The 26,228-nt window shown below is 39.3% G+C and carries 17 protein-coding genes, 2 pseudogenes and 2 CRISPR repeat arrays (1 of these 21 cut by a window edge); of the genes and pseudogenes, 10 read left to right on the top strand and 9 right to left on the bottom strand.

Annotated features, from left to right (window positions below):
* The first annotated feature begins 151 nt into the window (after positions 1-151).
* From CRI9333_RS02855 to CRI9333_RS24670, 5 genes are all read left to right on the top strand, one after another.
* On the top strand, positions 152-1,000 hold the full coding sequence (locus CRI9333_RS02855) for a hypothetical protein (RefSeq protein ID WP_015201671.1): 849 nt from the start codon (positions 152-154) through the stop codon (positions 998-1,000).
* Between the two features lie 2 nt (positions 1,001-1,002).
* Positions 1,003-2,019, top strand: a complete 1,017-nt coding sequence (locus tag CRI9333_RS02850) for a hypothetical protein (protein WP_015201670.1) — start codon at positions 1,003-1,005, stop codon at positions 2,017-2,019.
* A gap of 215 nt (positions 2,020-2,234) precedes the next feature.
* On the top strand, positions 2,235-3,101 hold the full coding sequence (locus tag CRI9333_RS02845; RefSeq protein ID WP_015201669.1) for a hypothetical protein: 867 nt from the start codon (positions 2,235-2,237) through the stop codon (positions 3,099-3,101).
* A gap of 209 nt (positions 3,102-3,310) precedes the next feature.
* Positions 3,311-5,083 (top strand): AAA family ATPase, encoded by a 1,773-nt coding sequence (locus CRI9333_RS02840; protein WP_015201668.1) that lies wholly within the window; start codon positions 3,311-3,313, stop codon positions 5,081-5,083.
* A gap of 31 nt (positions 5,084-5,114) precedes the next feature.
* Positions 5,115-6,164: a DegT/DnrJ/EryC1/StrS family aminotransferase gene (locus CRI9333_RS24670; RefSeq protein ID WP_015201667.1), complete on the top strand. Its 1,050-nt coding sequence runs from the start codon at positions 5,115-5,117 to the stop codon at positions 6,162-6,164.
* Positions 6,165-6,451: 287 nt separating this feature from the next.
* On the opposite strand, the gene CRI9333_RS02830 is transcribed toward CRI9333_RS24670, so the two are convergent.
* A complete protein-coding gene (locus tag CRI9333_RS02830) occupies positions 6,452-6,997 on the bottom strand; it encodes a hypothetical protein (RefSeq protein WP_041225888.1) in 546 nt (181 codons plus the stop codon).
* Between the two features lie 954 nt (positions 6,998-7,951).
* Between CRI9333_RS02830 and cas6 the strand changes: the two genes are divergently transcribed.
* Together cas6 and CRI9333_RS02815 are read left to right on the top strand one after the other, a co-directional pair.
* On the top strand, positions 7,952-9,139 hold the full coding sequence (gene cas6, locus CRI9333_RS02820; protein WP_015201665.1) for a CRISPR-associated endoribonuclease Cas6: 1,188 nt from the start codon (positions 7,952-7,954) through the stop codon (positions 9,137-9,139).
* A gap of 18 nt (positions 9,140-9,157) precedes the next feature.
* The gene (locus CRI9333_RS02815) at positions 9,158-10,300 is read left to right on the top strand and encodes a CRISPR-associated protein (protein WP_015201664.1); all 1,143 of its coding nucleotides are present in this window, start codon (positions 9,158-9,160) and stop codon (positions 10,298-10,300) included.
* Between the two features lie 382 nt (positions 10,301-10,682).
* A CRISPR array of direct repeats spans positions 10,683-12,830; the repeat unit is 36 nt; unit sequence GTCTCGAATCCACTTTCCCCGCAAGGGGACGGAAAC.
* 172 nt (positions 12,831-13,002) lie between these two features.
* Here the strand turns inward: CRI9333_RS02815 and CRI9333_RS02810 are convergent.
* The 6 genes from CRI9333_RS02810 to CRI9333_RS02780 all read right to left on the bottom strand — a co-directional run bounded on the left by CRI9333_RS02810 (position 13,003) and on the right by CRI9333_RS02780 (position 22,537).
* Positions 13,003-15,345 (bottom strand): TIGR03986 family type III CRISPR-associated RAMP protein, encoded by a 2,343-nt coding sequence (locus CRI9333_RS02810; protein WP_015201663.1) that lies wholly within the window; start codon positions 15,343-15,345, stop codon positions 13,003-13,005.
* Positions 15,345-15,929 (bottom strand): type III-D CRISPR-associated protein Csx19, encoded by a 585-nt coding sequence (gene csx19, locus CRI9333_RS02805; RefSeq protein WP_015201662.1) that lies wholly within the window; start codon positions 15,927-15,929, stop codon positions 15,345-15,347. The genes CRI9333_RS02810 and csx19 overlap by 1 nt, the downstream gene beginning before the upstream one ends.
* Positions 15,922-17,451 (bottom strand): RAMP superfamily CRISPR-associated protein, encoded by a 1,530-nt coding sequence (locus CRI9333_RS02800; RefSeq protein ID WP_015201661.1) that lies wholly within the window; start codon positions 17,449-17,451, stop codon positions 15,922-15,924. The genes csx19 and CRI9333_RS02800 overlap by 8 nt, the downstream gene beginning before the upstream one ends.
* 7 nt (positions 17,452-17,458) lie before the next feature.
* Complete coding sequence (locus CRI9333_RS02795) at positions 17,459-19,825, bottom strand: RAMP superfamily CRISPR-associated protein (protein WP_015201660.1); 2,367 nt, start codon at positions 19,823-19,825, stop codon at positions 17,459-17,461.
* A gap of 9 nt (positions 19,826-19,834) precedes the next feature.
* Positions 19,835-21,514: a Cas10/Cmr2 second palm domain-containing protein gene (locus CRI9333_RS02790; protein WP_015201659.1), complete on the bottom strand. Its 1,680-nt coding sequence runs from the start codon at positions 21,512-21,514 to the stop codon at positions 19,835-19,837.
* Between the two features lie 696 nt (positions 21,515-22,210).
* On the bottom strand, positions 22,211-22,537 hold the full coding sequence (locus CRI9333_RS02780; RefSeq protein ID WP_051035335.1) for a hypothetical protein: 327 nt from the start codon (positions 22,535-22,537) through the stop codon (positions 22,211-22,213).
* On the opposite strand from CRI9333_RS02780, the gene CRI9333_RS26480 reads away from it, so the two are divergent.
* From CRI9333_RS26480 to CRI9333_RS02775, 3 genes and pseudogenes are all read left to right on the top strand, one after another.
* Positions 22,536-22,703, top strand: coding sequence for a hypothetical protein (locus tag CRI9333_RS26480; RefSeq protein ID WP_157462253.1), 168 nt, complete (start codon positions 22,536-22,538; stop codon positions 22,701-22,703). The two genes, CRI9333_RS02780 and CRI9333_RS26480, sit on opposite strands and share 2 nt — an antisense overlap.
* Positions 22,704-22,724: 21 nt before the next feature.
* A pseudogene (locus tag CRI9333_RS28505) lies at positions 22,725-22,817 on the top strand (hypothetical protein); the annotation flags it as partial.
* 520 nt (positions 22,818-23,337) lie between these two features.
* Positions 23,338-24,472 (top strand): annotated as a pseudogene (locus CRI9333_RS02775) (ISAs1 family transposase).
* A gap of 751 nt (positions 24,473-25,223) precedes the next feature.
* Here CRI9333_RS02775 and CRI9333_RS27230 read toward each other — a convergent pair.
* On the bottom strand, positions 25,224-25,730 hold the full coding sequence (locus CRI9333_RS27230; protein ID WP_198013636.1) for an HARBI1 family protein: 507 nt from the start codon (positions 25,728-25,730) through the stop codon (positions 25,224-25,226).
* Positions 25,712-26,122: a helix-turn-helix domain-containing protein gene (locus tag CRI9333_RS27225; RefSeq protein ID WP_041225882.1), complete on the bottom strand. Its 411-nt coding sequence runs from the start codon at positions 26,120-26,122 to the stop codon at positions 25,712-25,714. The genes CRI9333_RS27230 and CRI9333_RS27225 overlap by 19 nt, the downstream gene beginning before the upstream one ends.
* 104 nt (positions 26,123-26,226) lie before the next feature.
* Positions 26,227-26,228: a CRISPR direct-repeat array (repeat unit 36 nt); it runs 2,345 nt beyond the window's last position.

The raw sequence follows: 26,228 nt of genomic DNA, 5'->3' as shown, positions 1-26,228 counted from the left end.
CTCCTTGCCCAATGGAGATGATATGGCACTTAAAATGTAGAACAACTTATTGCCCCTACTCCTTACTTTCGGTTCAGGAAAACGCTGTTTCCATATACGTTTTATTCTTAATACAGTTAATCAAAAGCTTTTTCCTCCAGAGTAACTAACTATGAAGCATAACCAAATAGCTTTACTATTACTGTTACTATTGCCTGCTTGCCAAGTATCTCCAGACTCAACATCTGTTATCAAATCACCAACATCAAACCCTAAGCCAATCATAGCAGGTGTGCCATCTGAACTTCAACCTGATACTAACAAATTGCAGGTAAATACTAGACCTTTAAAAATTGTTGTTGAAATTGATAAAAGTCTCAGTACAAACCAAACAAAAGTTCAACAACCCAAGTGGCAGGATTTTCAACCCCTTCTTCAAAAATTGCGTCAAATTGGTGGTGAACTAGCTATTGGTACTATTTGCAATAACAGCAATCAATCATTTATCCGTTTACGCCTGGAAAAGCCATTAACTCTACCTCAAAAACCGATTGAACCTAGCAACAATATTAATCCCCTCAAACTACCTGAACTCCAAGCTGAATATGAAAAAAAACTAACAGCTTACCAACAACAATTACAAGCTGATCAGCAGCAGCAACAACAATGGGAGCAAAATAATACCACAAAAATTAAACAATTTCAAACTAAATTACAGCTTTTACTGAATAAATCTGTAGCTTGCACTCGTACTGATATTTGGAATGCCGTTAATCGCGCTGATTTATTTTTAGCAGAAAATGATGCCTCTTGGGGACAGTCTACGAATCGTATAGCTGTGCTTATTTCCGATGGCATTGATGATGTTAAAGCCAAGTTTTTACCCATGAAAAGCAAAGCGAAAGTAATCCTCGTCAATGGTTCAGCCAATATCGGTTCTCTAACCAGCCTTAATCCTGAACTATTTGAATCGACTCCTGCTGCTTTTCGCTACATCATAGCTACTAATGGAGGCAAATAAATATGCCTGATAACTTTCAAGTTGGCAAACAACGCCTAGATAGAGAACGTAGGACTAATGTACTTGACCAAGGATTAAAAGGGATTCATAAACACTCACACATTGCCGCACGCGCCCAAAAAAACAACCAAGAAGCACGACAGGCACGACACAATCAAGAAAGTGATTATTCAGAATTTAATCAAGCTGGTTTACGGCGCATTAACGGATATTTTTTCCTAATATTAGCTATACCAGCAGCCTACTTTATGGACTTTGTAATTCTGAACCGTCCAGTGGAATATTTAGTTGGATTGGTATTTCCAGAAGAGTCAAAAATGATGTTAGTGGCAAAAATACTGATGCCTTTAGCAATTTTAGGATTGGAACTTTATATTGCCACTCAACTTTACTTTGCTTTAGTAGGTGAAGCACCCCAGCGATTGTGGAAAAATATTGCCCATTGTATGGTGATAGTCATGCCAGTAATGGTAATTGTGACTTTTGTACCGCAACATTTCAAAGTTTTCCAGACATCATCTTGGTGGATATATGCGTTGTTACTGATAGCTTTGACAATTTTAGCTGGAATTACACACGCTTTGGTAATTTTTGGTGGCGAAACTGCGTATGAAGCTAGGTCTTATTTTTGGTTTCTGTGGACAAATAAACGCTATCGACGCATAGAACGCCAACAAGATGCTAAGTACAGAAGTGAAGCGGCGGCTGGATATGCAATTCTCACAAGTTATATCAACAACCTCAATACCTTTAATCGCTTATATCCAGAACACGCAATCACGGCTGGGCCTTTTGATGACATTACTTACCGGATTATGAATCAATGGGCTGGCTATGAAATTCTACAAAGACCAGGTAAGCCAAATAACAACCCACCTCACAATCCTGCACCTTCACCTCCTAATACTCCACCTACAAATAATGATGAAGATGCAACCGAAGAAGATGGAAAAAACGAATACTTACGCACTATTCTCAGTAGCCGTATACGTTCAGAAGAAAGTGAAGTTCGCCCATAAATAGGAGGTCAAGGCATTACATAGCTGTTAACTCAATTCTCTAGCTATTTATCTTGCTTCTATTTCCCCTTCTCTCAAGAGGCTACCACGTAATGGCAGGGGGAAATATAAGCAGCCCAAAGTGTCCCGATGCCAAATTGATAGCCCCTCAATAGACATCTTCTATTCTCTTTTTCCCATCCATTACTGCTTTTGCAATTAAGGAATTTCTAATCATGTCTTCAATTAGTTCTAGACCTCGCGTACAAAGTGTTTCTTTAAACACAGTTGCTAAGAACGCTGTTTTCACTTCACAGGTAATCACTTCTGCTGTAAATTTTTTAAGTTCTCAGGCTGTTAAAGCTTATAAACAAGTTGCTCAATCATTGCAATTATCCACTGTAAACACCATTGAACCAGTCGCTTCTTTACGGGCAGAGTATCAACTACAGCAACAACAAATAACTACAGCCCTTAGTCCATACAACCTTTCGGCGACTGAAAGTATTCAATTAACAGCATTATTAACTGCTGCACCTTATGTTGTTGAAAGCAATTTAAAAATTCAACAGCCACTACAAGCTTTGCAACTCTCGACTGAACCCTCTGCTGCACGACAAGCTCAAAATTTATTGTTACAAGCTGTAGAAGCAAGTCATCATCAAGTATTTTTGGAAACGCTCAAAGTAGCTTGTACTAATGCAGCAGTTCAAATTGGCTTTACTTCTGTGCAAACAATGGCTAGTTTGGTTGGTACAGTCCGCCTCGTTGCTACTGATGCTCAAGGACGTTCTTTAGTTACTGAAATTAACGGCGATATCAATAGCCAGCCTAGTATTGCTACTGAGGTTGTTGGCGTGAGTGATGGCTCTTGTAATGCCATTTTAGATGAGTTTGATCGCGCATTGGAAGCTGCTGGTGTACGCGCTGCTGTACCTACTCGTAAGTTTACTGGGGGCGTTTGTGAACTAGCTGCGGCGCGTGAGTTTGTGCGAAAAAAGGTAAAACCTCAATCTACGTCACGAGTTACAAATACAAATTCTCCAAATGATAAACGACGTATTCAACGTTTGAACCAAGGTAATACTACTCAACAGCAATAAGCTTTTGGCTATCAATTATAGCAGCAGCTTCTGTGGTTAAGGCATTCGGAAATTGCCCCAACCCTTGGTTTTATTAGCTTTTCCTTCTGACTCCTGTTATAAAAGGTGCGGTGAAAACAAGAGCGTGGAAATTCAAATACTTACCCCGCACCTCTGCCTTCTCTACCGACATTCTTACCAAATGTTCCTTATTCTCTACTTCATTACTTATGGCAACCAAAGCGATAGAAGCAATTGTGACTCCTTATGAAGAAGGCTTTCCAGCAATCCTGGTGACCGGACGTTCTTTATACGATTTTGACCTACATACTGATGGTAAGGTACGACCTTTAATTGAGATTTTGCGTCAAGTACTTCGCGCTCGTTATGGTATGTTATTGGTAACTTATTCTCTGGCTACTGGATTAGATTACGATGCTAGCCGGATTAACGATCAGCGCGATCGCACTACAATAGAAACTACCCTACAATCCCATCAACTACTAAATATTCCCCAAGACCAAAATGAAGTTGTCAGGGTGATTCGAGGAATTTATTCTTTATCCCGTACTCCAACTAATGGATTAAAATGGGCGGATGGGCGTGATTTACGATTTGCCTTTTTATTTGAATTTACTGAACATCTCACTCCTGGCTGTTTAACTAATGGGACACAAACTGATACTCAATTAGTGGCTATTGAGTTATCACATATTACTGCTCAAAGTTTGGCTTTGCGTTCTAGCGGTAACTTAATGATTTTTCATGGTCGAGAAGGACAAGTTGATGAGTTAGTTAGCAGTGCGTTATACCATATTCGCTTGCCTCAACCTGATTTGAAAGATAAGAAAGATTTTTTAGCGGCTACTACATCTTTATATACTGCGGCTAAATTTGCTACAGGTATGAGTGTCGAATCAGTAGCTTATCTGACAACAAACACACCTAATCGTGGGTTAGAATCATTATTACGGGCGGCTCATCGTAGTGGTAGAGAATTAACTGTTAAAGAGCTTGTAGCTCAAAAAAGTCGTGATGTAGAAACTTTATCGGAACATACTTTAACAGTATTAGATACTGAGCGAGTTAATGATTTACAATTGCGTGGCTTCAATATTGCTAAACCACGTTTGATTTTAGAGCGTTATGCCGCCGCTTTAGTTGCTGGAGATCGCTCTATGCCTGCTAATGTCTTGTTAACTGGCCCTCCTGGTACTGGTAAAACTGATTTAGCTATTTTAACTGCACGCCAAGCTGCTGTAGCTGCTTATCAAATGCACAGTCCTAAAGGTTCATTGGTAGGAGAAACTGAACGTAAAGTACGTTTGCAACAAATGGTCTTGCAGGAATCGATTCCTAATATTGCCTTTATTGATGAAGTTACGGAAGCTTTACCTTTAGAAAGAAGTGAATTTGACGGTGATTCGGGTGCTTCTCGTGCTGTGACCGCAGCACTTTTAACAGCTTTATCTGATGAAAGTCGGCGAGGTCAGTCTTTGTTGATTGCTACAACAAATTGCCCTTGGCGCATGGGGGCAGCAATGCGATCGCGTTTTACTATTATTCCAGTTTTACATCCTTTAAAAGCTGATTTTCCAGGGATTATTTTAGCTACAGCTAGTAGAATTACAACACCTAGAGAACTCAGCGAAAATGATCCACAAATAATTAAAGCTGCTGAAATATTTTATCAGAAAGGAGCCAATCCTCGGCAAATTCGGTCAGCTTTGAGTAACGCTCTCATGCTACATGGTTCTCTGACATCTGATACGGTGTTATTTGCTGCTATGGATTTAAATGTTTCTAGTGATTTAGTCTCAGCTATTTATGCTGATTTATGGGCAATTAAAGCTTGTTCTTCGCAATCTTTTTTCCCTTGGACTCCGCCTCATTATCCTTTCCCTCCCCATTTAGAAGATATTGTCGATCCCATCACCTTAAAAATTAATCAAGTTGAATTAGATAGACGAATTGATGAGCTACGTCCACACGCCAATCTTTAGAAAGTAGGTAAATACTGAAGGAGGGTAAATTATGGTGAAAATTGATGAATTAATTTCTTGGCAGCAGATACATTTAAGCGGTACTGGTGAGGTAGCTGCTTTAGAGTCAAAACTCAAGCAATATTATGGAATGCAATATGCTCTTTGTGTTACTAATGCTACCACAGGTTTATGGGCGATCGCTCTAGCTCTTGGACTTCAAAACCAGCAGTTTGTTACAACTCCCTACACTTATGGTGCAACTCTAGCTAGTTGGCTATTTTTGGGTAATCAACCGATTTTTGCAGATATTGAACCTGATACTCTCAGTTTAAGTTGTGAAGCTGTACGTCAAGTAATTACCCCGAAAACTAAAGCGCTATTAGCAGTTGATTTGTTTGGTATTCCCTCGGATACGGTAGCATTACGGCAATTGGCATCAGAATATGGACTATGGTATGTTGCTGATGCTGCTCAAAGTTTAGGTGCTACAAGGGGTGGACTTCCTGCTAGTTTATTAGCAGATGCGTTAGTGGTTTCGTTTACTACTGGCAAAACAGTTTTTGCTGGAGAAGGCGGGGCGATATTAACTAATCATGCTGATTTGTATGAAAAGCTAATTTGGTATACTCAGCATCCGATTCGCCAACACCTTGAGTTAGGATTGTATTTGGATAATGAGTTTGCTATAAATGGGCGAATTCATCCCTTAGCCGCAGTGTTGGCTAATGCTACTTTTGAAGAATCTTTGCAAAATTTACAAGTTCATCAGCAAGAATGTTTTCAAGTCATCGAGTTATTGAATTCTCTTGGTTTAACCGAGGATATTGATTTTGCTAATCAAGGTATTAATCCTTCATTTTTTAGATTAACTGCTACTCTTAAAGATTCTACCCAAATTTCAACCTTACTAAAAATCTTACAATCTCACGGTTTTCGTGGTTCTTTGGAGTCACCACCAGTACGTTTAATTTATCGGCAACCTAGTTTTCTTGCTCAGTATCAGCATAAGTGTCAACAACACTTTTGTTGTCCTCAAGCTGAATATCAATCTGTCAATCGTTTTTGTATTGCTTCAAATGAAAAATTAAATTACAGATAAAGAAGGACTAATTTTTAATTTAATCAATTTTTGATTTTTAGCCTTAGCTTGAAAAATAGCAACATCCTTGGCACTATATTTCCCAATCCGCAATATGGATGGGTTTGAGTTGCTGTTTAACCATCCAATTGATAGCTAATATTGTATGCTTGTGACTATTGTTCCCCATTGAAAGCAATAGTCGCAAGCCTAACTAATTTAGAATTGTGTAGTGCGATCGCGGTATGAGAATAACAAGTAATGCGATCGCATTTTTAATTGTTCAATATTGGGCTGCGATGTTTAGATTAATTATTATCTGCAATCTTTCTCCATACAAAATAAGTTTGCTTAACATCATCTTCGCATCCTTCTACAAATTCCTCCTGCCAATATTGGACAGGCAAATATGCAATAAAATCCCAGAATAGATATCGGGTTTTTAACCCAGGATAACTAGGAGATTCTTTCTCCTCGTTATCAATCCCATTAAAATGGATTGAAACTAACGTACTTGCCTCATCGCTCAATCCCAATTCTTCCTTCAATGCCCTTTTTGCTGCTATTTCCTCCTTTTCATCCTTAAATAATTTTTCAGCAAGCCCACGAATGCCGCGCTTCCGAACGCGACCATCGCTGAACACCTGTCTATCCTCATATAGTTCTTGATCGCCGCATATTACGCGAACTCTACAGACTTTTATTAGGCGAATAGGGCGGTTATTGTCCCAAATAATTTGGGACTCTTTTTTCTCAATTTCTTGAAGTAAAGAACTGTAGTCTTTGGCTTGTCCCTTGCCGTATAAGTGCAGGGGGAGGAAATTTTTCAAATCTTTCATTGTTTTAGACTGCATTGAGTAACAAATATGCGGTAGGCAATCGCCCGAGCGTGCTGCTGTTCCTCGGAGGAATGGCGAATGGTGTTTCGCCCTGGTCTTTCATGACCTGAAATCGGTGTTTGTCTGCTGCCCAAGATAGAGTTTGAGCAAACTTGTTCGATAGATGCGGTAACTTGGTGAATTTAGCCATCTTCTTGTTCTTTTTAACTAATTGCTTTGTAACATGGGGTTGGAAAAGGCTGCTTCCACTGGTTTTGATTCAGAGCAGGACTCAACCTGTGTCTAGAAAACTGCCTTGCTCAAGGCAGTTTTTAAATAAAAAAAATATAATTAAAGCATTAATTTAATTAACGCTTCAATTGCAATTTTGATCTTTCAATAGTGTCAACGCGATCGCGTTAATTAGGACGCATTATAATTAACGTTACAAGCTTTCGTGCTTATTCATTTTTTTATTAATAGTTACAGTTATTTAATTTGGATAAATATCATGTATTAAGTTGTAATTTTCAATAAAATTTAGGTGTATTTTCAATTAATTTAATACGTGCAGCAATACGGTTCAGTTAAGCCCAAAAAGCTTGTGAACTAAAGATTGTTTCCCAAAACCTAGTTTTATTGCTCAGTATCAGCATAAGTGTCAACAACACTTTTATTGTCCTCAAGCTGAATATCAATCTGTCAATCGTTTTTGTATTGTTTCAAACTCAAAGTTGAATTTAGGTAAATCAAGTATCAGTAGTTAGTAGGAGGATAGATCAACTTAAAAAAACTCGAAAATGCGAAATTGATTTTCTTGGCATCTTCCGTGCAAATTTAGCATACATACGAAGGAAAAGTCCTTATTTTTCAAGCTTTTCCTTTGGAGAGGCAATTCAAGTAAAATAAAGCAGATAAGGAGCAGCGATCCACGTCAATAGATGCCTACTGGATCGAATCCCAAGAAGAACTCCCCACAGCTTTTTTGCCATGTCGCTAACTAAACGCACTCGCCAACCTTCCACCACCAAAACTAATGCAGCGCTAGCAGTGCGATCGCAAAAAGCCTCTGCAAAACCTCAACTTGCTACGCTAGATCCCCTCACTTTTCCAGTTGATACAGAAATAGTGGGAATTGTCTTGGAACTTGCACCGCAAACAACAGCAAAATTAAATCCTCAATACACCACTCGCTTACACGCTTGGTTTTTAGACCAAGTGCGCCGCTACAATCCCGATTTATCCGCCTATCTCCACGATGGCGAATCAGAAAAACCTTTTACAATATCAGGATTGCATGGGGCTTTAGTTTCTCGCGGGAAAGAGTGGGAAATTACCGCGGGAGAAACTTATCGTTGGTACGTGACGGTATTATCTAGACCTGTGGTGGAATGGTTAGCGAATTGGTTGCAAGCACCACCGCCAGAAATTGTCCTTGAGACAGCTACTTTACCAATTGAGGCGATCGCCATTTCCCATCCTCCCACTACTTATACTGAATTATTCACAGCTGATCGCCCCAATCCCCCAACTATTACTCTAAGTTTTTTGACTCCTACCAGCTTTCGACGCAAAAAGCACCACTTTCCCTTACCTACACCCGTAAATGTGTTTCACAGCTATTTGCGACGCTGGAATGATTTTGCAGGTAATAAATTTGACCAAGAAGATTTTTTAGCTTGGATCGATGAAGGAGCAATTATTCACCATCACCGTTTAGAATCGGTGAAAGTAACGGCTGGGAAAAAAGGTTCTGTCACCGGATTTACAGGGGCGATTGAATATGGTTTAAGCAGTAGCGCCCAAAAACACACCGAGTACCAACAGTTATTTTATGCTTTAGGGCGACTCGCGCCTTATTGCGGTACAGGTCACAAAACTACCTTTGGACTGGGACAAACGCGCTGGGGATGGCAAATTTCTGAAGATATCGCGTCGCCACCGTCTATCCAAACGGTTTTAGCACAACGCATTGCCGAACTAACTGAGATTTTTATCGCCCAGCGTCGGCGCACGGGAGGCGATCGCGCTCATCAAATTGCCGAAATTTGGGCGACAATCTTAGCGCGACGAGAAATGGGCGAATCTTTACAAGCGATCGCTACGGATTTAGAAATGCCTTACGAAACCGTAAAAACTTACGCTAAATTAAGCAGACGCGCTTTGAAATCAGAGTAGTTAATTCAATTATTTATTATGTCTAGAGTTGTAATTTCCACCATTGGAACTAGCTTGCTTACCAATCAGATTAACCGCAATACTGAAAATAATTGGTATAGTCGGTTAAGGGATACGGCTAATATTACTTTTAAAGAAATAGCCGATCAACATCCCGATGTAACAGAAATAATTCAGGTATTACAAACTAGGGGAAAAGCTAAAATCGATACCGATGATATTAACTTAATTAGGTCTGCTAGTGCCGAATTAAATGGTATTTATGGCTTGTATAAAGGTAGATTAGAAACTGGCAAAGAACAGCGAGATATTCATTGGTTAATCACTACTGATACTTACCAGGGTATTACTACTGCCCAAATTGTCAAGAATTTCCTTCAAAAGCGAGGAATCATTGTAGATATTTACGCTCCCAGGCAACTTTCTACTGCTAGTAGCGAAAGCTTTTCTAATGGCATTGATGACTTAATTAGCTGGCTAGATAATAATATTTATCCTTACAAGCAAAGTCATTATCAAATTTGCTTTAATTTGGTAGGCAGTTTTAAAAGTTTGCAAGGATATCTCAATACAATTGGGATGTTTTATGCTGATGAAATTATTTACATTTTTGAAGGTAAAAATTCTGAACTAATAACTATCCCTCGTTTGCCAATTAGCATTGATTATACAGCGATCGCCCCTTATAAACTGCAACTAGCGTTGATGGATGCTGGCGCTGTAATGAATGCTGAAATAGTACGCGGTATTCATGAATCTATGATCTATCCTCCAGGCAAAAGTGAGTTAACTTTATCGACTTGGGGACAATTAGTTTGGAATCAGTGCAAAAAGGAAATGCTTTCCCAAGAACTTTTACCTTTTGAAAGATTGCAGTATCGCCCCTCTTTCGTTGCTGACTATAAAAATATTCGCAGTCAAGATGAAAAAGTAAAATTGCAAGAAACTCTAGCTAAAGTTTCTTATTTACTTAACCAATCAAACGGCGATACTAGCGTTCTCAAAAAGGATGGCGGATTGCAATATGACAAATACACAAATAAAGGAAATATTGAGCATTTTCGCGTTACTCAGGGTTTGCGAATAAGTTGTGTAGCTATTTCAGGTATGTTAGAACTTAGGCGTTATGGTGCAGAACCTGTTGTGAATAACAATCCCTAATTTATCTCTGCACAACCAGATTATCGACATCTTAGAGAACCCCCAGTCGGTAGTGAGGTGCGTCGGTGGGATAATTTGACTTATATCAACATTGTTGCTATTCTTAAAAAAACGCTGCGAACCTTGATAATTAAATACTTTCAGTTTCTAGAACCTCGTTTCCTAGCTCTAGAAAGAATTGTAAAATGTCTATCGACGCACCTCCAGCAAATTCCCAAAAGCTGATTCTGTCGTGTATCTGCGTCGATGCTTGATTAGATAAGAGTTTTGGGTTTTAGCTTTCAGCTTATTGACAAAAATTTTGAGCTTATTGACTATTCAAAAAGAGGTGCGTCGATTGGCTGCCTGAAACCTGATCAGGGTAAAGCTCCCTGAGCGAAGAGTCTCGAATCCACTTTCCCCGCAAGGGGACGGAAACGCTTTAGGAAAAATAATGTCCAGCCAGGGTGGAACTGTCTCGAATCCACTTTCCCCGCAAGGGGACGGAAACATTTTCCATGCTGCAAAGTAAACAATGTTTTTGAGTCTCGAATCCACTTTCCCCGCAAGGGGACGGAAACTCTACGCGGAGTTCCCGGATTGTTACCCCCATTCTTAAAAGTCTCGAATCCACTTTCCCCGCAAGGGGACGGAAACGTTTCATTGGTATGCAGGTTCAAAAAGTCCTGTAATGTCTCGAATCCACTTTCCCCGCAAGGGGACGGAAACATAAAAACGCTGGTTTTACAAATCTCTATAAAAGAGGTCTCGAATCCACTTTCCCCGCAAGGGGACGGAAACTCTCTAGCTTCCTAACTTGCTGAGCTGTGTAGCTTGCAAGAGTCTCGAATCCACTTTCCCCGCAAGGGGACGGAAACGAAGTTGAAGATCCAAACCCTGTGCAACCTGCACGTCTCGAATCCACTTTCCCCGCAAGGGGACGGAAACCATACTTTCGTCTGCTTTCACATTAGGAGTGAAGCCAAGTCTCGAATCCACTTTCCCCGCAAGGGGACGGAAACTTTTTCTCCTAAGGAAAATACGTACTTTGAACTTGCGTCTCGAATCCACTTTCCCCGCAAGGGGACGGAAACATTTTCTATATATTCCAGGAACCATGTTAATCCGCGTTTAAGAGTCTCGAATCCACTTTCCCCGCAAGGGGACGGAAACGTTTGACTCCCTTTTCGATTTAGTTCAACCTTTAGAGTCTCGAATCCACTTTCCCCGCAAGGGGACGGAAACGATTACCACCCGGAGTTGGTTGCTGATTGCACCAGCCACTTCCAGAGGTCTCGAATCCACTTTCCCCGCAAGGGGACGGAAACTCTTAATATCCCGTTGAGATGGTTGCTTTTGATCACCAGAGTCTCGAATCCACTTTCCCCGCAAGGGGACGGAAACCGTCTTCTGAAGGAACATAATAACGTTCCCCAGCGGCAGTTACGTCTCGAATCCACTTTCCCCGCAAGGGGACGGAAACGGTTTTTTTCAACCGCATCAAGAATTTGACTTTCTCGGTCTCGAATCCACTTTCCCCGCAAGGGGACGGAAACGAACGCGGACGCTGGCGAGCATCAACAAAATTAGTAGTCTCGAATCCACTTTCCCCGCAAGGGGACGGAAACTTGTTGGTTCGCCTAAAACGTTGTCAAAAGATTCAAAATAAATTGTCTCGAATCCACTTTCCCCGCAAGGGGACGGAAACCTTAAATTCTTTGGGAAAATATATGCAGAGATCATATTCGTCTCGAATCCACTTTCCCCGCAAGGGGACGGAAACGGTAAATCGTCGGGTAAAGGGAAGGCGAGTCCAAAAAATTGTCTCGAATCCACTTTCCCCGCAAGGGGACGGAAACGTCACTCTTTGACCCTAACAAATCTTTTGGGTTACTAGTCTCGAATCCACTTTCCCCGCAAGGGGACGGAAACATTGCTGTTTGAAACTCTCCCAGATTCCAACTTGAAAGGTCTCGAATCCACTTTCCCCGCAAGGGGACGGAAACAGACTATTCAATTCGCTGTTTGGATCATCCGCTTTAGCAGTCTCGAATCCACTTTCCCCGCAAGGGGACGGAAACTTCATGTTATTTGCTCCGCTACCGGAATAGACGTTACCGCGTCTCGAATCCACTTTCCCCGCAAGGGGACGGAAACATTCAACGGAAAGTACTTCCATTTCTAAATTTGAAGAGTCTCGAATCCACTTTCCCCGCAAGGGGACGGAAACTAATTATATTAGAAATTTGTTGTTTGTGATGTTGTAAGTCTCGAATCCACTTTCCCCGCAAGGGGACGGAAACGATAATCCCAGCAATATACAACCAATTGCTGCCAGTAAAGTCTCGAATCCACTTTCCCCGCAAGGGGACGGAAACAACCCCCAACCGCTCCTTTCTCGAAACAAATTTCACGTACTTTATATAGTTTTTCCAGAGATTTGTCTCGAATCCACTTTCCCCGCAAGGGGACGGAAACGTAAAGTACGGTAAAGGTTGGTTACTTTGGTAACTACGTCTCGAATCCACTTTCCCCGCAAGGGGACGAAAAGAAAAAAGGCAAAATAAAGGTGAGAATAAGAATAATTTAAGCTAATCACTTCTCACCAAAGTGGAAAAATTTGATTTTTGGAAAAAAACAAGCGATCGTACTGCAATCAACAGCGAAGTTAAGAGCTATCGCTTAGTAGAAGTATAAAAGCACAGAGCGATCGCCCGATCTGGTTAAATAGAAGGTTTGAAAGGCAAACCGCGATCGCTAGCTAACTCAGGTAATGACATCTTAAGCCCGTTAGTACGTTCATTTTCTACAAACCATTTGAAAGCTTCACCATTGGGATTTAGTTCTGGAGTAAGTCTGGGATAATGAATTGGGTTACCATCTGTAAAGCCTTGTGCTGCGACGCAAAAAGCTTTAATAAAAGGGATTTGATCAAACTGATTACCACTACTGTAAGCAGCAGTTAATTGTTGTTTAAAAGTTTCAACTGTAAATCTAGCCTGTTCATTCTTAGCATTATCATTTGATAGCAAATCAGAGTAAAATTGCTGCCAGTCTTGACCTTGACGCAAATCACTTTGCTGCCAATTAATAACCAGATGTACGCTACCAAAACCTAAAGGTTTACCACCACCTAAATGATGATGGTAATTTTCAGAGAGACTTAACAACCACACTAATGCACCTAATTCGACATCGGAAAGATTGGTGACATCAATTTCAAAACTAAATTGAACGCTAGGTTTGACCCATCCTAAAATCGAGCGATTTTGGTCGTCTCTTTGCTCTACATTTCTTAATTTAGGACGGCGATATTCTTGAAAATGGTGATTATTTTCAATCTGGGTTCTATCTTGTGTAGGATTATCCCAATAATTACTAGGTAAGTCTTGATGATGCGGATAAACTTTCCGCCCTCGCAAGCCATAATTAGACAGATAGCCAGATTGCTTACCTGTATTTGCAGCTAAAGGCGTACCTTTGGGATCTTGAGCAACATAAAATCGAGCTTGTTGTGGTTTTGGTTGTCCTAAAATAGCTAGAGGTACACCAGGTTCAGAAAATGGCTCGATCGCATCATCAGTATTACATTGCACTGTACTAATGCGTAAATTCCCTTTGTATGCACCTTTACCCTTTTGATTTACCCAACCAAATACGCGATCAGCTGGCGAAAGCTGACTCATATCTGTAGCTGGATGCAAAGATAAATCTAAAAGTTTCTCTGGGGCAATATTATACAAGCGACGAGAAATAGTTACAGGCATTAAACCTGTTACTTGGTTTCCTTGCAATTCAACATAGCAAAGCGTTCCTTCCCGTAATTCTTTTTCGCTTTCTGTATAAATATGTCGTGACCAAGCAGTATCCCCTGGTTTGTGACCGAGGTAATCTTGCGGGGATTGCGGAGGGTTGCGATCGCGCCGCTTTTCTACATCTTTAATGTGAGTTTCTTGATAATTGGTAATTAGTTCTCGCCATAAGGCTTTGATTGGTTCAGTAACATTAATCTTGAGGTTATTGTTGTCTTCAATAAAAACTCGTTCGTATTTTTTACCGTTAATATTTGCGCCTGTAACACATACCCAACCTTTTTTCCAATTGTTACCAGGTGAAGAATTGCCATTTCTTCTGATAATTCGGGTGACTTCTCCAGTGATATTTATCTGTACCCAAACAGCATCGCCATGTTGCGGTAATTGATTAGATTGATCGTATTTTAATGCTGCCGTTCTTTCCCCTTTATCAGGAGGCGATCCTGGTTTTTGATAGCGGGGTAGTTTAGCCGCATTACCTAGCAAAGAAGACTCTTCCATTATCCTTAAAACTAAGCTTTCGCCTTGACGTTCTACCCTAGCAGGAACATTAGTAACTTTAGCTTCCATGCGATAAGCGAGGCGATCGTTATGTTTTTCAAAAATCCCAAATCGAGAATTTGTTACTGCTTCGTAAGCACTTCTTAGCATTCCTTTAATTGAAGTTGGCGGTAAATAAGGTTTACCATCTACACCAACTCGCACTGGATAAGTTTTGTGACCTTTATCATCTTTTTCTAAATTCGCTGCATCGGGAATTAATAGGGGGGTAACAGTAGTAAGGGTGACAGTAATTTTGCCACTCCAATAATTATTGTGATAGCATCCATGTCCGACAGGGCGAGAGTCTCCTAAAGTAGGATGATCTGTTTTTCTGGGTGGCGCGGGAATAAAGTTATAAGGGTTGTGAAAATCACCTCGTATATTTGCAGATGTAGCGTTATTCATTCTATTTGGTAAAGGATTAGGATTTCTTTGTATTGCTTGCTGCTGTCTACTTCCAGCATTATTAGCTTGAGGTCTTTCAAAAATTTTACCTTTTTCTCGCACTTGTTTAGGTTGTCCGTTCAATACTTCTAGTTCTACTTCTAAACCTTCTAATTGCGCGATCGCATTCCTTTTTTTCGCTACTACAGGTGCAGATAATTCTGCTTCAGGGATAGGCATATAAACTTCTTTACCATTAGCATTAGTAAATTTAACTTGTAAGTTTTTATTCTTACCCACAAGCACAAGAGTACCAATAGTCATTATTTTACCTCTGATTTAATTACCCGTTTTTCAATTAATCTAATTAACCGTTCTTCAACCACAGCAACATTGCCGTATTCGTCCTCGCCTAGATATTCTAGGGTTTGCAAGTAAATACGTGCTTCATCAGTTTGACTGCTAACAGGGACATCAATTGCCCCAATTCTTGCTGCGGCTAGTCTTGTCCAACCAGGAGTAGATAAACTTCTAACTTTTTCTCCCCAAAGCAAATAACATTGTTCGTTAGTATCAATGGCAGTTAAAATATTGATATTGTCGGTTAAACAACTAGAAATATCTGCTTCTGAAATTAGAACTGCCTTACCCACACCATTTAATTCATTTAACCAACGTAACTCAGCTTTATCGTTAAAAACTTTGGCTTCAAATACGCTACTCAAATCAAAACTTGTTCCTTTTGAGTCAACTAAATTTCCATCAAATTGTAAATATCCAAATTTACACCAATCAGGAGAATAAAGTAATGCTACTGCGTGAGAATTTTTAGCTAAAGCATTCGCACAATTTTTTAATGCTTCTAGCAAAGTAATATTATTGGTGGTACGTCCGTGTAAGTTAACCATTGTTAGTTGTTGGTAATTCAATCCATTGTTGCCATGCTTTATTTAATTGGTCTAAAAATTTTCGATGTAGAGTAGCAATATTGCCATTATTTAAAGTTGCTGGTAAGAATGCAGAGAGAGCTTCATCTAAATTGCGTCCTTGAATAGAAATACTATCAACCTTAATCGCACCCATACCTCGATTAGTTGCATATCCTAAAGGTATTTTTCTTTGGGATAAATCTCGCAATACTAATAAAAGCAAAGCTAAAGCGGGCAAAGAATTTGACTCCAAACGCCCTAAATTTAAACTCAGGCGTAAAGGTTGCCAAGATATTCCCATTGGTTCTAGAGTAGTATATAAAAAGCCCTCTGCTGCTCCTCCCGTCCAGCGATCTACTGCTACATGAAAAACTTGTTGAGTATTGGTCAAATTTGCTCGATTTAATACCTGTATGAGATTGGTTTCATTAGTAGCAGACTTGATATTTTCCCAATCATTAACACTAATAGGAATATTAGCATAGCAATCATCTACAGATAAGGAACCAATTTTCCCAAACTGGTTTTCTCCTTCATTTTTAGCAGCAGTGCCAAAAATGTCTTTTACTAAAGCAACTTCTACTTGTTGGATAAATGTTTGACCATTATTACTATCGTTAGGAATTGTTAAATTACGAACAGTACGGATAATGCGTTCTGCTTGACTTCGCAACGTACCTTTAACAGAACTACCTGGTAAAACAAAAGTAACGCTACTATCAACAGCACTAACTAAAGGTAAAATATCAACAGCAATGCCATCTCCTTCAGCTTTGACCATAAGCGGACTTTGAGGTGTCCAGTTAATTACTATATCTAAGATTGGATTTGCACTAGAGATGGTAATTTGGTTAGTCAGTTGACTTAAGTTAAGGACGTTACCTTGATTTTGTAAAGCTTGTATAATTCCAGAATGGGTGAGTAAATCTTGTTCGATAACTTTAGCATTAAGTAATTTTACTTTACCCAAACCTCTAGTTTTAGCAGCACCAAGACGAATTTCTCCGTGTTGCAAAGCATCAATTAGCTGGAAAAATAACTTTTGATACTTTGACCAATCAGCCGATGCTTTAGAAGTAACTTCAAAAGTTATATCTAAATTAATTTTAGAACCTCTGGTCAGGATAGCGCGATCGTATTTTGCTTGTTCTGCGGCTGTCCCAGAAAACCGATTTATACCAACTCCATCCCGAATTTCTAAAACAGCACCTTGAACGATCGCATCTTCTATTAAAATAAAACTGGCATGACCGTTATTACCACCTTTCTTTTCTTGAAACCCCCACAAACCATTAATAAAATGTTCCGATCCGGTGTACATTTGCATCCAATTTCGGAAGGCACCTGCTAAACTGGTTCCAGGGATATAGTAATGACCTTGACCGTTAACTGCTATTGTTAAATCAACTTCTGGATTATCATTAATACCGCCTACATGGATAGGACTTTGAGCAATTAATGTGCCAGTTACTTTGATGCGTGAATCAATTTTTCGTGCCATTTTTTGATTACCCCTCACAATCTCGTTTATGGGCGCGAATGCAAGCATCGACTAAAGTTCGCACTGCTTCCGCCCAAAGTTCATTTTTTAAATCTTGTTGTCCTGTTGCGGTTAAAGTGATTTTTGCAGAATCGATGTTTAAAATTTGCCAAACTCGATTTTGATTGGAAATTAAGTTGCGGATTTTCCCTAAAGCATCATCAGTTTTACTCCATTTATCTTTACGGTTTGGCGTTGCTTCTAAACTGACTAACCATGCGATCGCCCTATTCGCATCTGTTACAGTTTGCAATCTTGATAAAATTGATCGCAACCCACCTAGTTGACTCATCGGCGGTTCGCTTTTTAATTCATCATCGCTTCTAGTAATTTTGATTCCCAGAATATGAGCACGAGATTGTTCGCTACTTACTAGAAAAAGGCAAGTTTTACGAATTGCTTCGCGCCATGCTTCCCGTTCAATAATACGGGCGTAGTTAAAGGTGAGATCGCTTGGTTTAATCAATTCTGGTCTTATTGATGATGAATTTAATTGAACTTCTCCAGCTACTTGTAAATTAGAGGTTGCTAGGGTTATTAATGGATGATTGAAACAGATTTGACCGTAACCTTCAGATCTGCGATCGCCTATACCTCTAGCTGTAATTTCTGCTAATTTATTCGGATCGAGATTACCTTCTACTGTAAATACCATACAGCTTCCGGCACTCAAACCCACTAAAGAAGGGCGGGGTAATCCCCATCTGACTTGCCAAGAGTCTATCCGATTTTGACGTGCCATTAAAGATAATTTATTATCTTTATCTTTTCTGATAGTTAGCTTGTCTACTTCCAAAAGTTTTGCCAATTCTGCTGCCAAACAATCAATAGAAGTAGTAGGGCGCAATCTTTCATCTCGCAGCAGAACATCAGATAGCAACAATACTGTTAATTCGTGAGAATTGTTGACATCAGTATTTGCTGATAGTTGCGCCGGATTGCCTAAAACTTCCAGTCGGACAGCGCCGTAATTATCTTTTTTAGATTGACCGATGCGATCGCTACCCTTAAGTAAGTTCCACCAATCCGATCGCTGTTTACTTAACTCTTTTGCTAATGAAGAGCACAATCTAATCTCTGCTTGCAGGATAGTATTAGATTGAATTGCTTGGTAACTGTAAACGCCGCCAACATCACTGGTAGGGCGTTGATATTGGTCTTCAACAGTGTTGTGCGTGTCGATACAGAGATTGACAGTTTTGTGCTTAATTGTTTGGGATTGAAAGTTAATGTAACCTGCACGTTCCCCTTTGAGTTGTCCTTCTGGTTCATTTTCAACAAAGCGATTGTATATTTTGCCGCCTTTACTCAACCCTCCGGTTGCTTTTTCTGAGAATAAACATAAAGGTACTGGTTTCCCTTGCTGGTTATCTATTTCTACAGTGGCATTAGTAACGATGATTTGACCGCAAGCGATCGCGGGATCTATATTTAAGTTTAATTTGCTTAATCTACGCCTGACTAATCTTAGTAAATGTGTGCCAGGAATATAATCTAAGCTTTCTACTACGTTACCAACTGTTCGTTTGCTGATAATTACTGGCGATTCAGTTTTTACCCGCAATTTTACCGACACCCAACTATTATCTGTTTGATTTTCAACTTTTCCAGGCGCGGTATCTCGCCTCTCTACATCTAAATCGGGAATAGGAGGTGCTTGGGGATGTTGTTGTAACCAATTAATCCAGGGATTAATATCTTTTTCGACTGCTAATTTACACTTACCTGCACCTCGGCGGCGTTTACCTCCTAAGCGTTCTATAAATTGACCGCCAGCAATTAATAAAGCGTAAGCTGCCAACTGTTGCTCTGGATTTTGTGGTAAGGTTAATTCGCACTTAGCATTTAAAGATGTGCCACCTCTGACCATTTCTTCAAAGCGGAGAAAGTCTTGTTTTGCACAACCTGATTCAGGATCGATACTAATACCTGGCTTAACAAAAGTAACGGCGTTTTTTAATTCCAACTTTTGCTTTAATGCTTGCCTTAAATTGTCTGGTAAATAGGCAGAACGAATTGATAAAGCTGCTGGACGTGGGGGAGTTTCGATCGCACCTTTTGCTACGGCGGGTTGTTCGCCAAATAAATATTCTACCCATTTACTCCAATTTCCGTTTGTGCCATTATCTAATCCCCTAGCTACTATTTCACACGCATCTCGCCAGATACCTGTTAATGTTTTGGCGGGAATGTAAGGAAGTCCATCGGTATCGCGCTGTACTAATTTATCAATATCTCCACTAATACCCGTTCCCGATCCAACGTGCCAATCGCTAATTATAGATAAAGTGGCACTAAAGGAACTTTGAGCTTTTAATGATTGCTTATTGCTCACTTTCACTCCTCACACTATTAAAAAATCTGCTGCTTCAATCGCATCTAAGAGGATTGTTTTGTAAATTCCTAAATCTGGTTCCAAGCTAAACAGAGAATTTTCATCTCCGGCTAATTGTGAAATCCCATTATCGTGGTAGCGATCGCAGATTAATTGAAACTTTCCATCAGCCGCATTTTTACCTAAAAATAAACTCTCTCTTAAATCGTGCATTTGGCTATTAGGTAACTTACGGCGACCTTCTAAATCTTTATCTACTAGCACTTTTACGCTATTTTCTAGCTTTTGCCAATGGTGAAAATTTGCCCATTCTAGTCCTTGTTTAGCATTACTTAAATTGTTTATTTCAGTAACTACATAAGGACGAACGTAAAGTTGAGTTTTTCCACCATCAAGATGGAGTTTACCCCGAATTTTTTCAAAATTGACATTGCTAGAATCATATAATACATGAAAATCTAAACTAGAACAAGGATAAGGTTTTTCAGCATCATTAACAACGATTTTTTTAATTTTCTTAGCAGATTTCATTAAAGCTTCTGATAAATCGTAGCCAACTGAAAAAGGAAAATGAGGTTTAATAATAGCAATACCCGCACAAGCTGATAAGCGACCTACCTTTAATGCTGTTTTAGCAATTTCGGGGATAATTCCTTCGTAATGCGTTATTGAAGCAGTTTCTTGCTCAAATGCTTTGAGAAATTCCTGGGTAAATTTGAGTGCAAATTTCCCATCGCAAACTACTGTTAAATCATCTCCTCCTAAAACTAACGGTACTAAAGGAATTAAATTATTATTAATTTCTATAAAAGGTTTAATTTGATCCAAAGCTGTGTTAAATGCTCTTTCTGTACAAATATCTAGACATAAAGAAAATTTTCTTAATTTATCTATATAATCGCGATTTTTGTTGGGTCTATCGGCACTGATATGTTCGTGAAATTTGAGAAATATTTCGCCTAAACCATTGCCGTCAGCATGAATTATCGCGATCCAATCTGATTTAATGTCGTCAATATCTTCAGAAAATCTATCTCCACCTTCTAATAGTGCTATCATCCGATTAGATGCGCCTTCACTACATCTTTGTTTGGCAGCACTAACAGCAGATGTAGAAATTGGTTTTTCGTTAGGTTCGGGATTGGGAAATAATTCTCCTGCAGGTAAACCACTGGTGGCACAATCTGTAATTACAGGTAAGCGGGTAAATCGTAAGTTATTACTCGGTTTTTGGGAACGTACCAGTTCGTATTTTTGGTGTACTTCACTGTTGACTTTTCCAATTAAATCTTCTTCCCAGTTAAATTCTTGAAATACTCCACAAATTTCTAATCCAGGTGCTTCGATAACAGCTTTTTTAGTAACGTAACGTATAAGAGTTTTAGCTGTTTCTTCATCTTTAGCGATTAGCAGTGCTTTACCAGACGTAGCGATAATTACTTCTACGCGATTATTAGCAGATTCAATTTGTTGATTGAGTTGTTTATTAAACAAATTTCTTCCTAGTTGCCTGCCGTCTGTTGTCCACAGAGAAATACCGCGAGAATTATTTACCTGTGCTACCGCTTCTAATACCCATCTAGTACAAGCGCGATAAGTTAATTCAGAAGCACCAATATTTTCTCTAAGTTTGTTGGTGGAAAAGATAAAATTTTGATTTCCCGAAGTTTCAATTAATACCAAATACATTAACTATGCTCCTATACTACGGGTTTTTAGCATGACTCAATTTCAACTAACAATGCTGAATACTTTCTATTCTCCGACTCGATACTCTCTTGAAAATAAGGCAGAAGGGTTCTGAGTAAAAGGCAGAAATAGTTAAGATTTTTATCTTTGGTTATAAGTGACCGAAGAGGCACAGGGGCAGGGAGCCGGGGGAGCAAGCCCTTTTCTGAAGCGTGGAGATTGATCGAAACATGAGTAAACATGGGTCTTCTATGACCCTCATCTGGGGCGCAGTATAAGCTCGCTTCCAGTCTTTCTTCCCTGCTCCCTGCGCCACGCGATCGCTTTGCCTGTATCCTTAATAGCTCATTCTCCTCTCTCCTCTCACTTGAATCGGCAAACATTTATTGTTAGCTCGCCTACACTCTCACTAAATATACATAAATGTATTTCAAATGTCAATGATATTAAGGTTTGTAAAACATACCTGGAAAGACTCTATATAGATTAGGATGCTTAAATTTAGGATGAGACAGTTTTTCTCACTAACGATATTAAAACCCTCTATCCACGACCCTTTCTTCTCAGGAAGCATAGTATATGGATGGAAGAACAGTCTGTTTCAAAACCACTTTCTCTGTAAGGTGACGAAAAATAAGAAAAAGCAGAGTATTGTTGCTTTTTGATACCAATACTCTGCTAAATCAAGTTATATTATCAGTATTTAGTTAAATGAATCATCAATTCCGGCAGTGCTTTCACCATTGGACTGCTAGAAACATCTTCACCTCTTGTTAAACGATGAACTTTACCCGTAAGTAAAAGCCAGTCTTCAAGTTGTAAAATTTGCGATTGTTCTTTAGACGCAATTTTTTTAGCTTTTTCTTTCCAGTTACTAGACATATTAACTTCGTCCATTTCTGCTTCCAAATTGCTTTTAATTTTCGCAATTATTCGCAGATTTAGCTTCTGACAAAACTCTTCCCAATCAGCAAATTTACTTTCATCACCAGACAAAATCACAGCATGGGTAGCTTCCGCCATGATTATTTTATTTTCCTCTGAAGCTTTCCCACCGACATCAATGATATTAATCAGTTGGTTAGCACTTCTTACCCATCCTGCTGCTTCTTTGGCAAATTCGGAAGTTAATTCAGCTTTATTAACTGGTTTAATTTCATCTGCTAGGTGTAGCGAACTGCAAACATAAACGCTTCAAAAAGTTTTAGCGGCTAAGGCAGAGGGTAAAAGCTATACACAGATATCAGTAGAGCTAGGAATTAGTCGCTCCTCAGTTTTTGGAATAGTTAGGACATCGAGCTAAATATTAGGTTAGTGCTCTTTGCCTGCTATATTTCCAATTCAGTTATTCAAAAGCTGTAAAAGCATACACAATAAGACTTTGAGCCTATTTGCAGTTAATTTGGTTTCAAAAATCGCTTGTTTGCAGTTTTGACCGATCTTGTTTGCAGTTCGCAACAGCTAGGGGTTAATTTTTTTCGTAAGTTTCTTGATAATGTGTGCCTTCACCATCAGGACCAGGGCAAACGCATCAAAATTTGGTGCGATCGCCACTGGGATCTGGATCTTCGCTCTCAGTTGTCGATCAGGCTCGCGTTGTGGCAATATAAAGTAAAAGGGTAAGTTATTACTAAAAACGGCTGGTTGTCGTTATAGCAGTTTTTTGGTAAGAAAGTTTTAGAATAAATAAGTGCTAAAAATGCACATCAAACGAGTGTAAGGGAGCATGGTGACTGGACAGGATTTATTTGAGGCACTTCCGCAGCGCGAATAATTTCTAAAAAAGTAATATTAAGCAAGGCACGTTCATAAATAACTGAGCCGTGAAACTTCCACCTAAAATAACGATCACTGACCATTTTTCTACTTTAAAAGATCCGAGAATAGAACGCTCTAAGCTACACCAGTTAATTGATATTATTACTATTGCTATATGTGCTGTGATTTGTGGTGCAGACGGCTGGGAACAAATAGAACTTTATGGTAAAGCTAAACATAAGTGGTTTCAGCAATTTCTCGCATTACCCAACGGTATTCCTTCTCACGATACTTTTGCACGGGTTTTTGCACGTATTGACCCCGAAGAATTTCAACAGTGTTTTATTGATTGGATTAAAGCTATTAGTAAGCTAACCAATGGGGAAGTAATTGCGATTGATGGTAAAACATTATGCCATTCTTATGATACTGCAAGTTCGCAAAGTGCTATTCACATGGTGAGTGCTTGGGCAACAGCTAATCGACTCGTTTTAGGGCAAGTAAAAGTTAATGATAAGTCAAATGAAATTACCGCTATCCCAGAACTGCTAAGGGTTTTAGAGGTAGCTGGCTGTATTGTTACTATTGATGCAATGGGATGTCAGAAGGATATTGCCAAGTTAATTATTGAGCGTCAAGCTGATTATATACTAACAGTTAAACAAAACCAAGGCTACTTATATAAGGATATAGAACAATTATTTAAGCAAGCTCAAAAGAACCAGTTTCAGGGCATTGACCACAGCTATTATGAAACCATAAATAAAAATCATGGTCGCCTGGAAATTCGTCGTTGTTGGCTCCTCTCTAATGTTGCTGACTTAATAGATACTGATAGTAATTGGTCAAACTTTTTTAGTGTGGGCGTTGTTGAATCAGAACGGCGAATAAAAGAAAAAATTGAACAGGAAACTCGTTATTATATTAGCAGTATACAGCATCAGAATGCCAAGTTATTTGGACAGGCAGTTCGTAGCCATTGGGAAGTAGAAAACCGTTTGCATTGGGTTTTAGATGTGACATTTAATGAAGATAATTGTCGTATTCGTTCCGATAATGCTCCTCAAAATTTTGCTGTGATACGCCACATTGCCGTCAATAAGAGTAAATCAGGAAAAAAGTCGAAAATTAAGTCTAAATAATAAACGTTACTTAGCTTCAATGGATGACGATTACCTGCTCAAAGTTTTATCTAATTAACAATAAGCGTTGTAAATTTGCTCCTCAGAGAGAAATTTATAATCTTAGTGTGAGCGTAACTCTCACATAAATTCCCGATCGCGTACTTATTGCTGTAAGTACAATTCCAGCTATAACAAACCCGTGAAAAAGCTCTGACTTACCCAAGAAAAATGATTACCACATTATTGCTATAACGACAACTTGCAATTTTTAGTAATAACTTCCCATTTTACTTTATCTTGCCACAACGATCGATCAATTGACAACTGAGAGCGTAGTCCACGAAAAAACAACGATATTGAGCCAAATTTTGATGCGTTTGCCCTGCCATCAGGACAAGCTGTAATTACATAAGGATATGGTGCGCCTAGAGTAGCTAAAATTTAGCTTTCTCGGTAGTAGGATGTGGTTTCCGTCCCCTTACGGGGAAATGGTTAGTGGAAGGTAAACTGGAAGCTGGCCAAAAAAAAAGATTCACGTTTCCGTCCCCTTACGGGGAAATGGTTAGTGGAAGGTTTTTTCAGGTGAAAATCATTTGGAAAAAGCTAAAGGTTTCCGTCCCCTTACGGGGAAATGGTTAGTGGAAGAGTAATAGACATCTCCAGAAACCATCAAAACCTTTCTGTGAAAGGTTTTGATGGTTTTTAAGCTTAGGCGATCGCCAAGAGCAAAAATACGACTGAATTAGGCTTTGAGCTAATTCAAGTTAATTTAGAACCCAAAGATTAACAGGCTTACATAGCAAGAATTTCTAAAAAGCTCAAATTTTTTACATTGCTAGCATTAAGGCTCCAATCCTCAACCTAACTAAACCACAAACTATCTGGATTACTTGGTCATAATGTTTTGGTCTCAACCGGAATCGCTCAGTAGCCACTCGAAAAATTTTTACCAATCTAATGATATGCTCAACTACAATTCGTTGCGTTGATATTTCCTTATTTTCTCGCTTTTGGTCAATGCTTAATTCTTGAAGCTTAGGTTTTTTATGTGGAGTTTCAATTTGACTTTCTCCTATATAACCTTTGTCCGCTTTAAACTTTTGGCTAGTTGCAAATTTTTCTCGTCGCTCTCTAAACAAATTGATATCACTACTCGGCCCAGGTTTCCCTATTGTCACGTCTACTATCTCTGACCCATCTGGTAAGATAATAAACTGATTTTTTAGTGTATGGTTTTTCTTCTTTCCTGAATAATACTTTTTCTGGTTGCTGTAGTCAGTAGGTCTTTCCCTGGCTTGCTCTGAGCTATCTACTACTAATACCCACTGCTCCAGGACTTCTTTATACCTTTCCCAATCATGGGATTTTTTTTTACTTGTTCTAAAAGTGAGGGCGGTAACAATTCACCCAAAATTTCTATCCAGTCATGGAATATATTGTGTGCCGTTGATTCACTTACCCCGAACTGCACACCTAATAGTTGAAATGTCGGCATATGGTGCAGATAAACTAAGGTTAATAATATTTGCTCTGACACAGATAATTTTGGCTTTCTACCACCACCTTTTTTTATTATTCTAATTTTGGCTTCTTCCTCTACAGCTTGGGATTGGTTGAATAGAGCTTCTGCTTCTACAATTAACCATTGCAACTGTTGGTAATCAATTCCGAGCAAACGTTTAGTTTCTTGAGGATTAGATGTGATGTATTCCAGTACAGAACTCATGGCCAGCAGTGCAAAAATACAATTTTATCATCTTTACGGATTTTTTATTTTGTTTTTTGGAGATGTCTAATAGGAATTCTCGCTGGCGCTGGGGTAGTTAATTTTG

Origin of the sequence: Crinalium epipsammum PCC 9333 (assembly GCF_000317495.1) — a bacterium.
Classification (GTDB): Bacteria; Cyanobacteriota; Cyanobacteriia; order Cyanobacteriales; family PCC-9333; genus Crinalium; species Crinalium epipsammum.
This window is presented reverse-complemented; position numbering and strand designations above follow the sequence as displayed.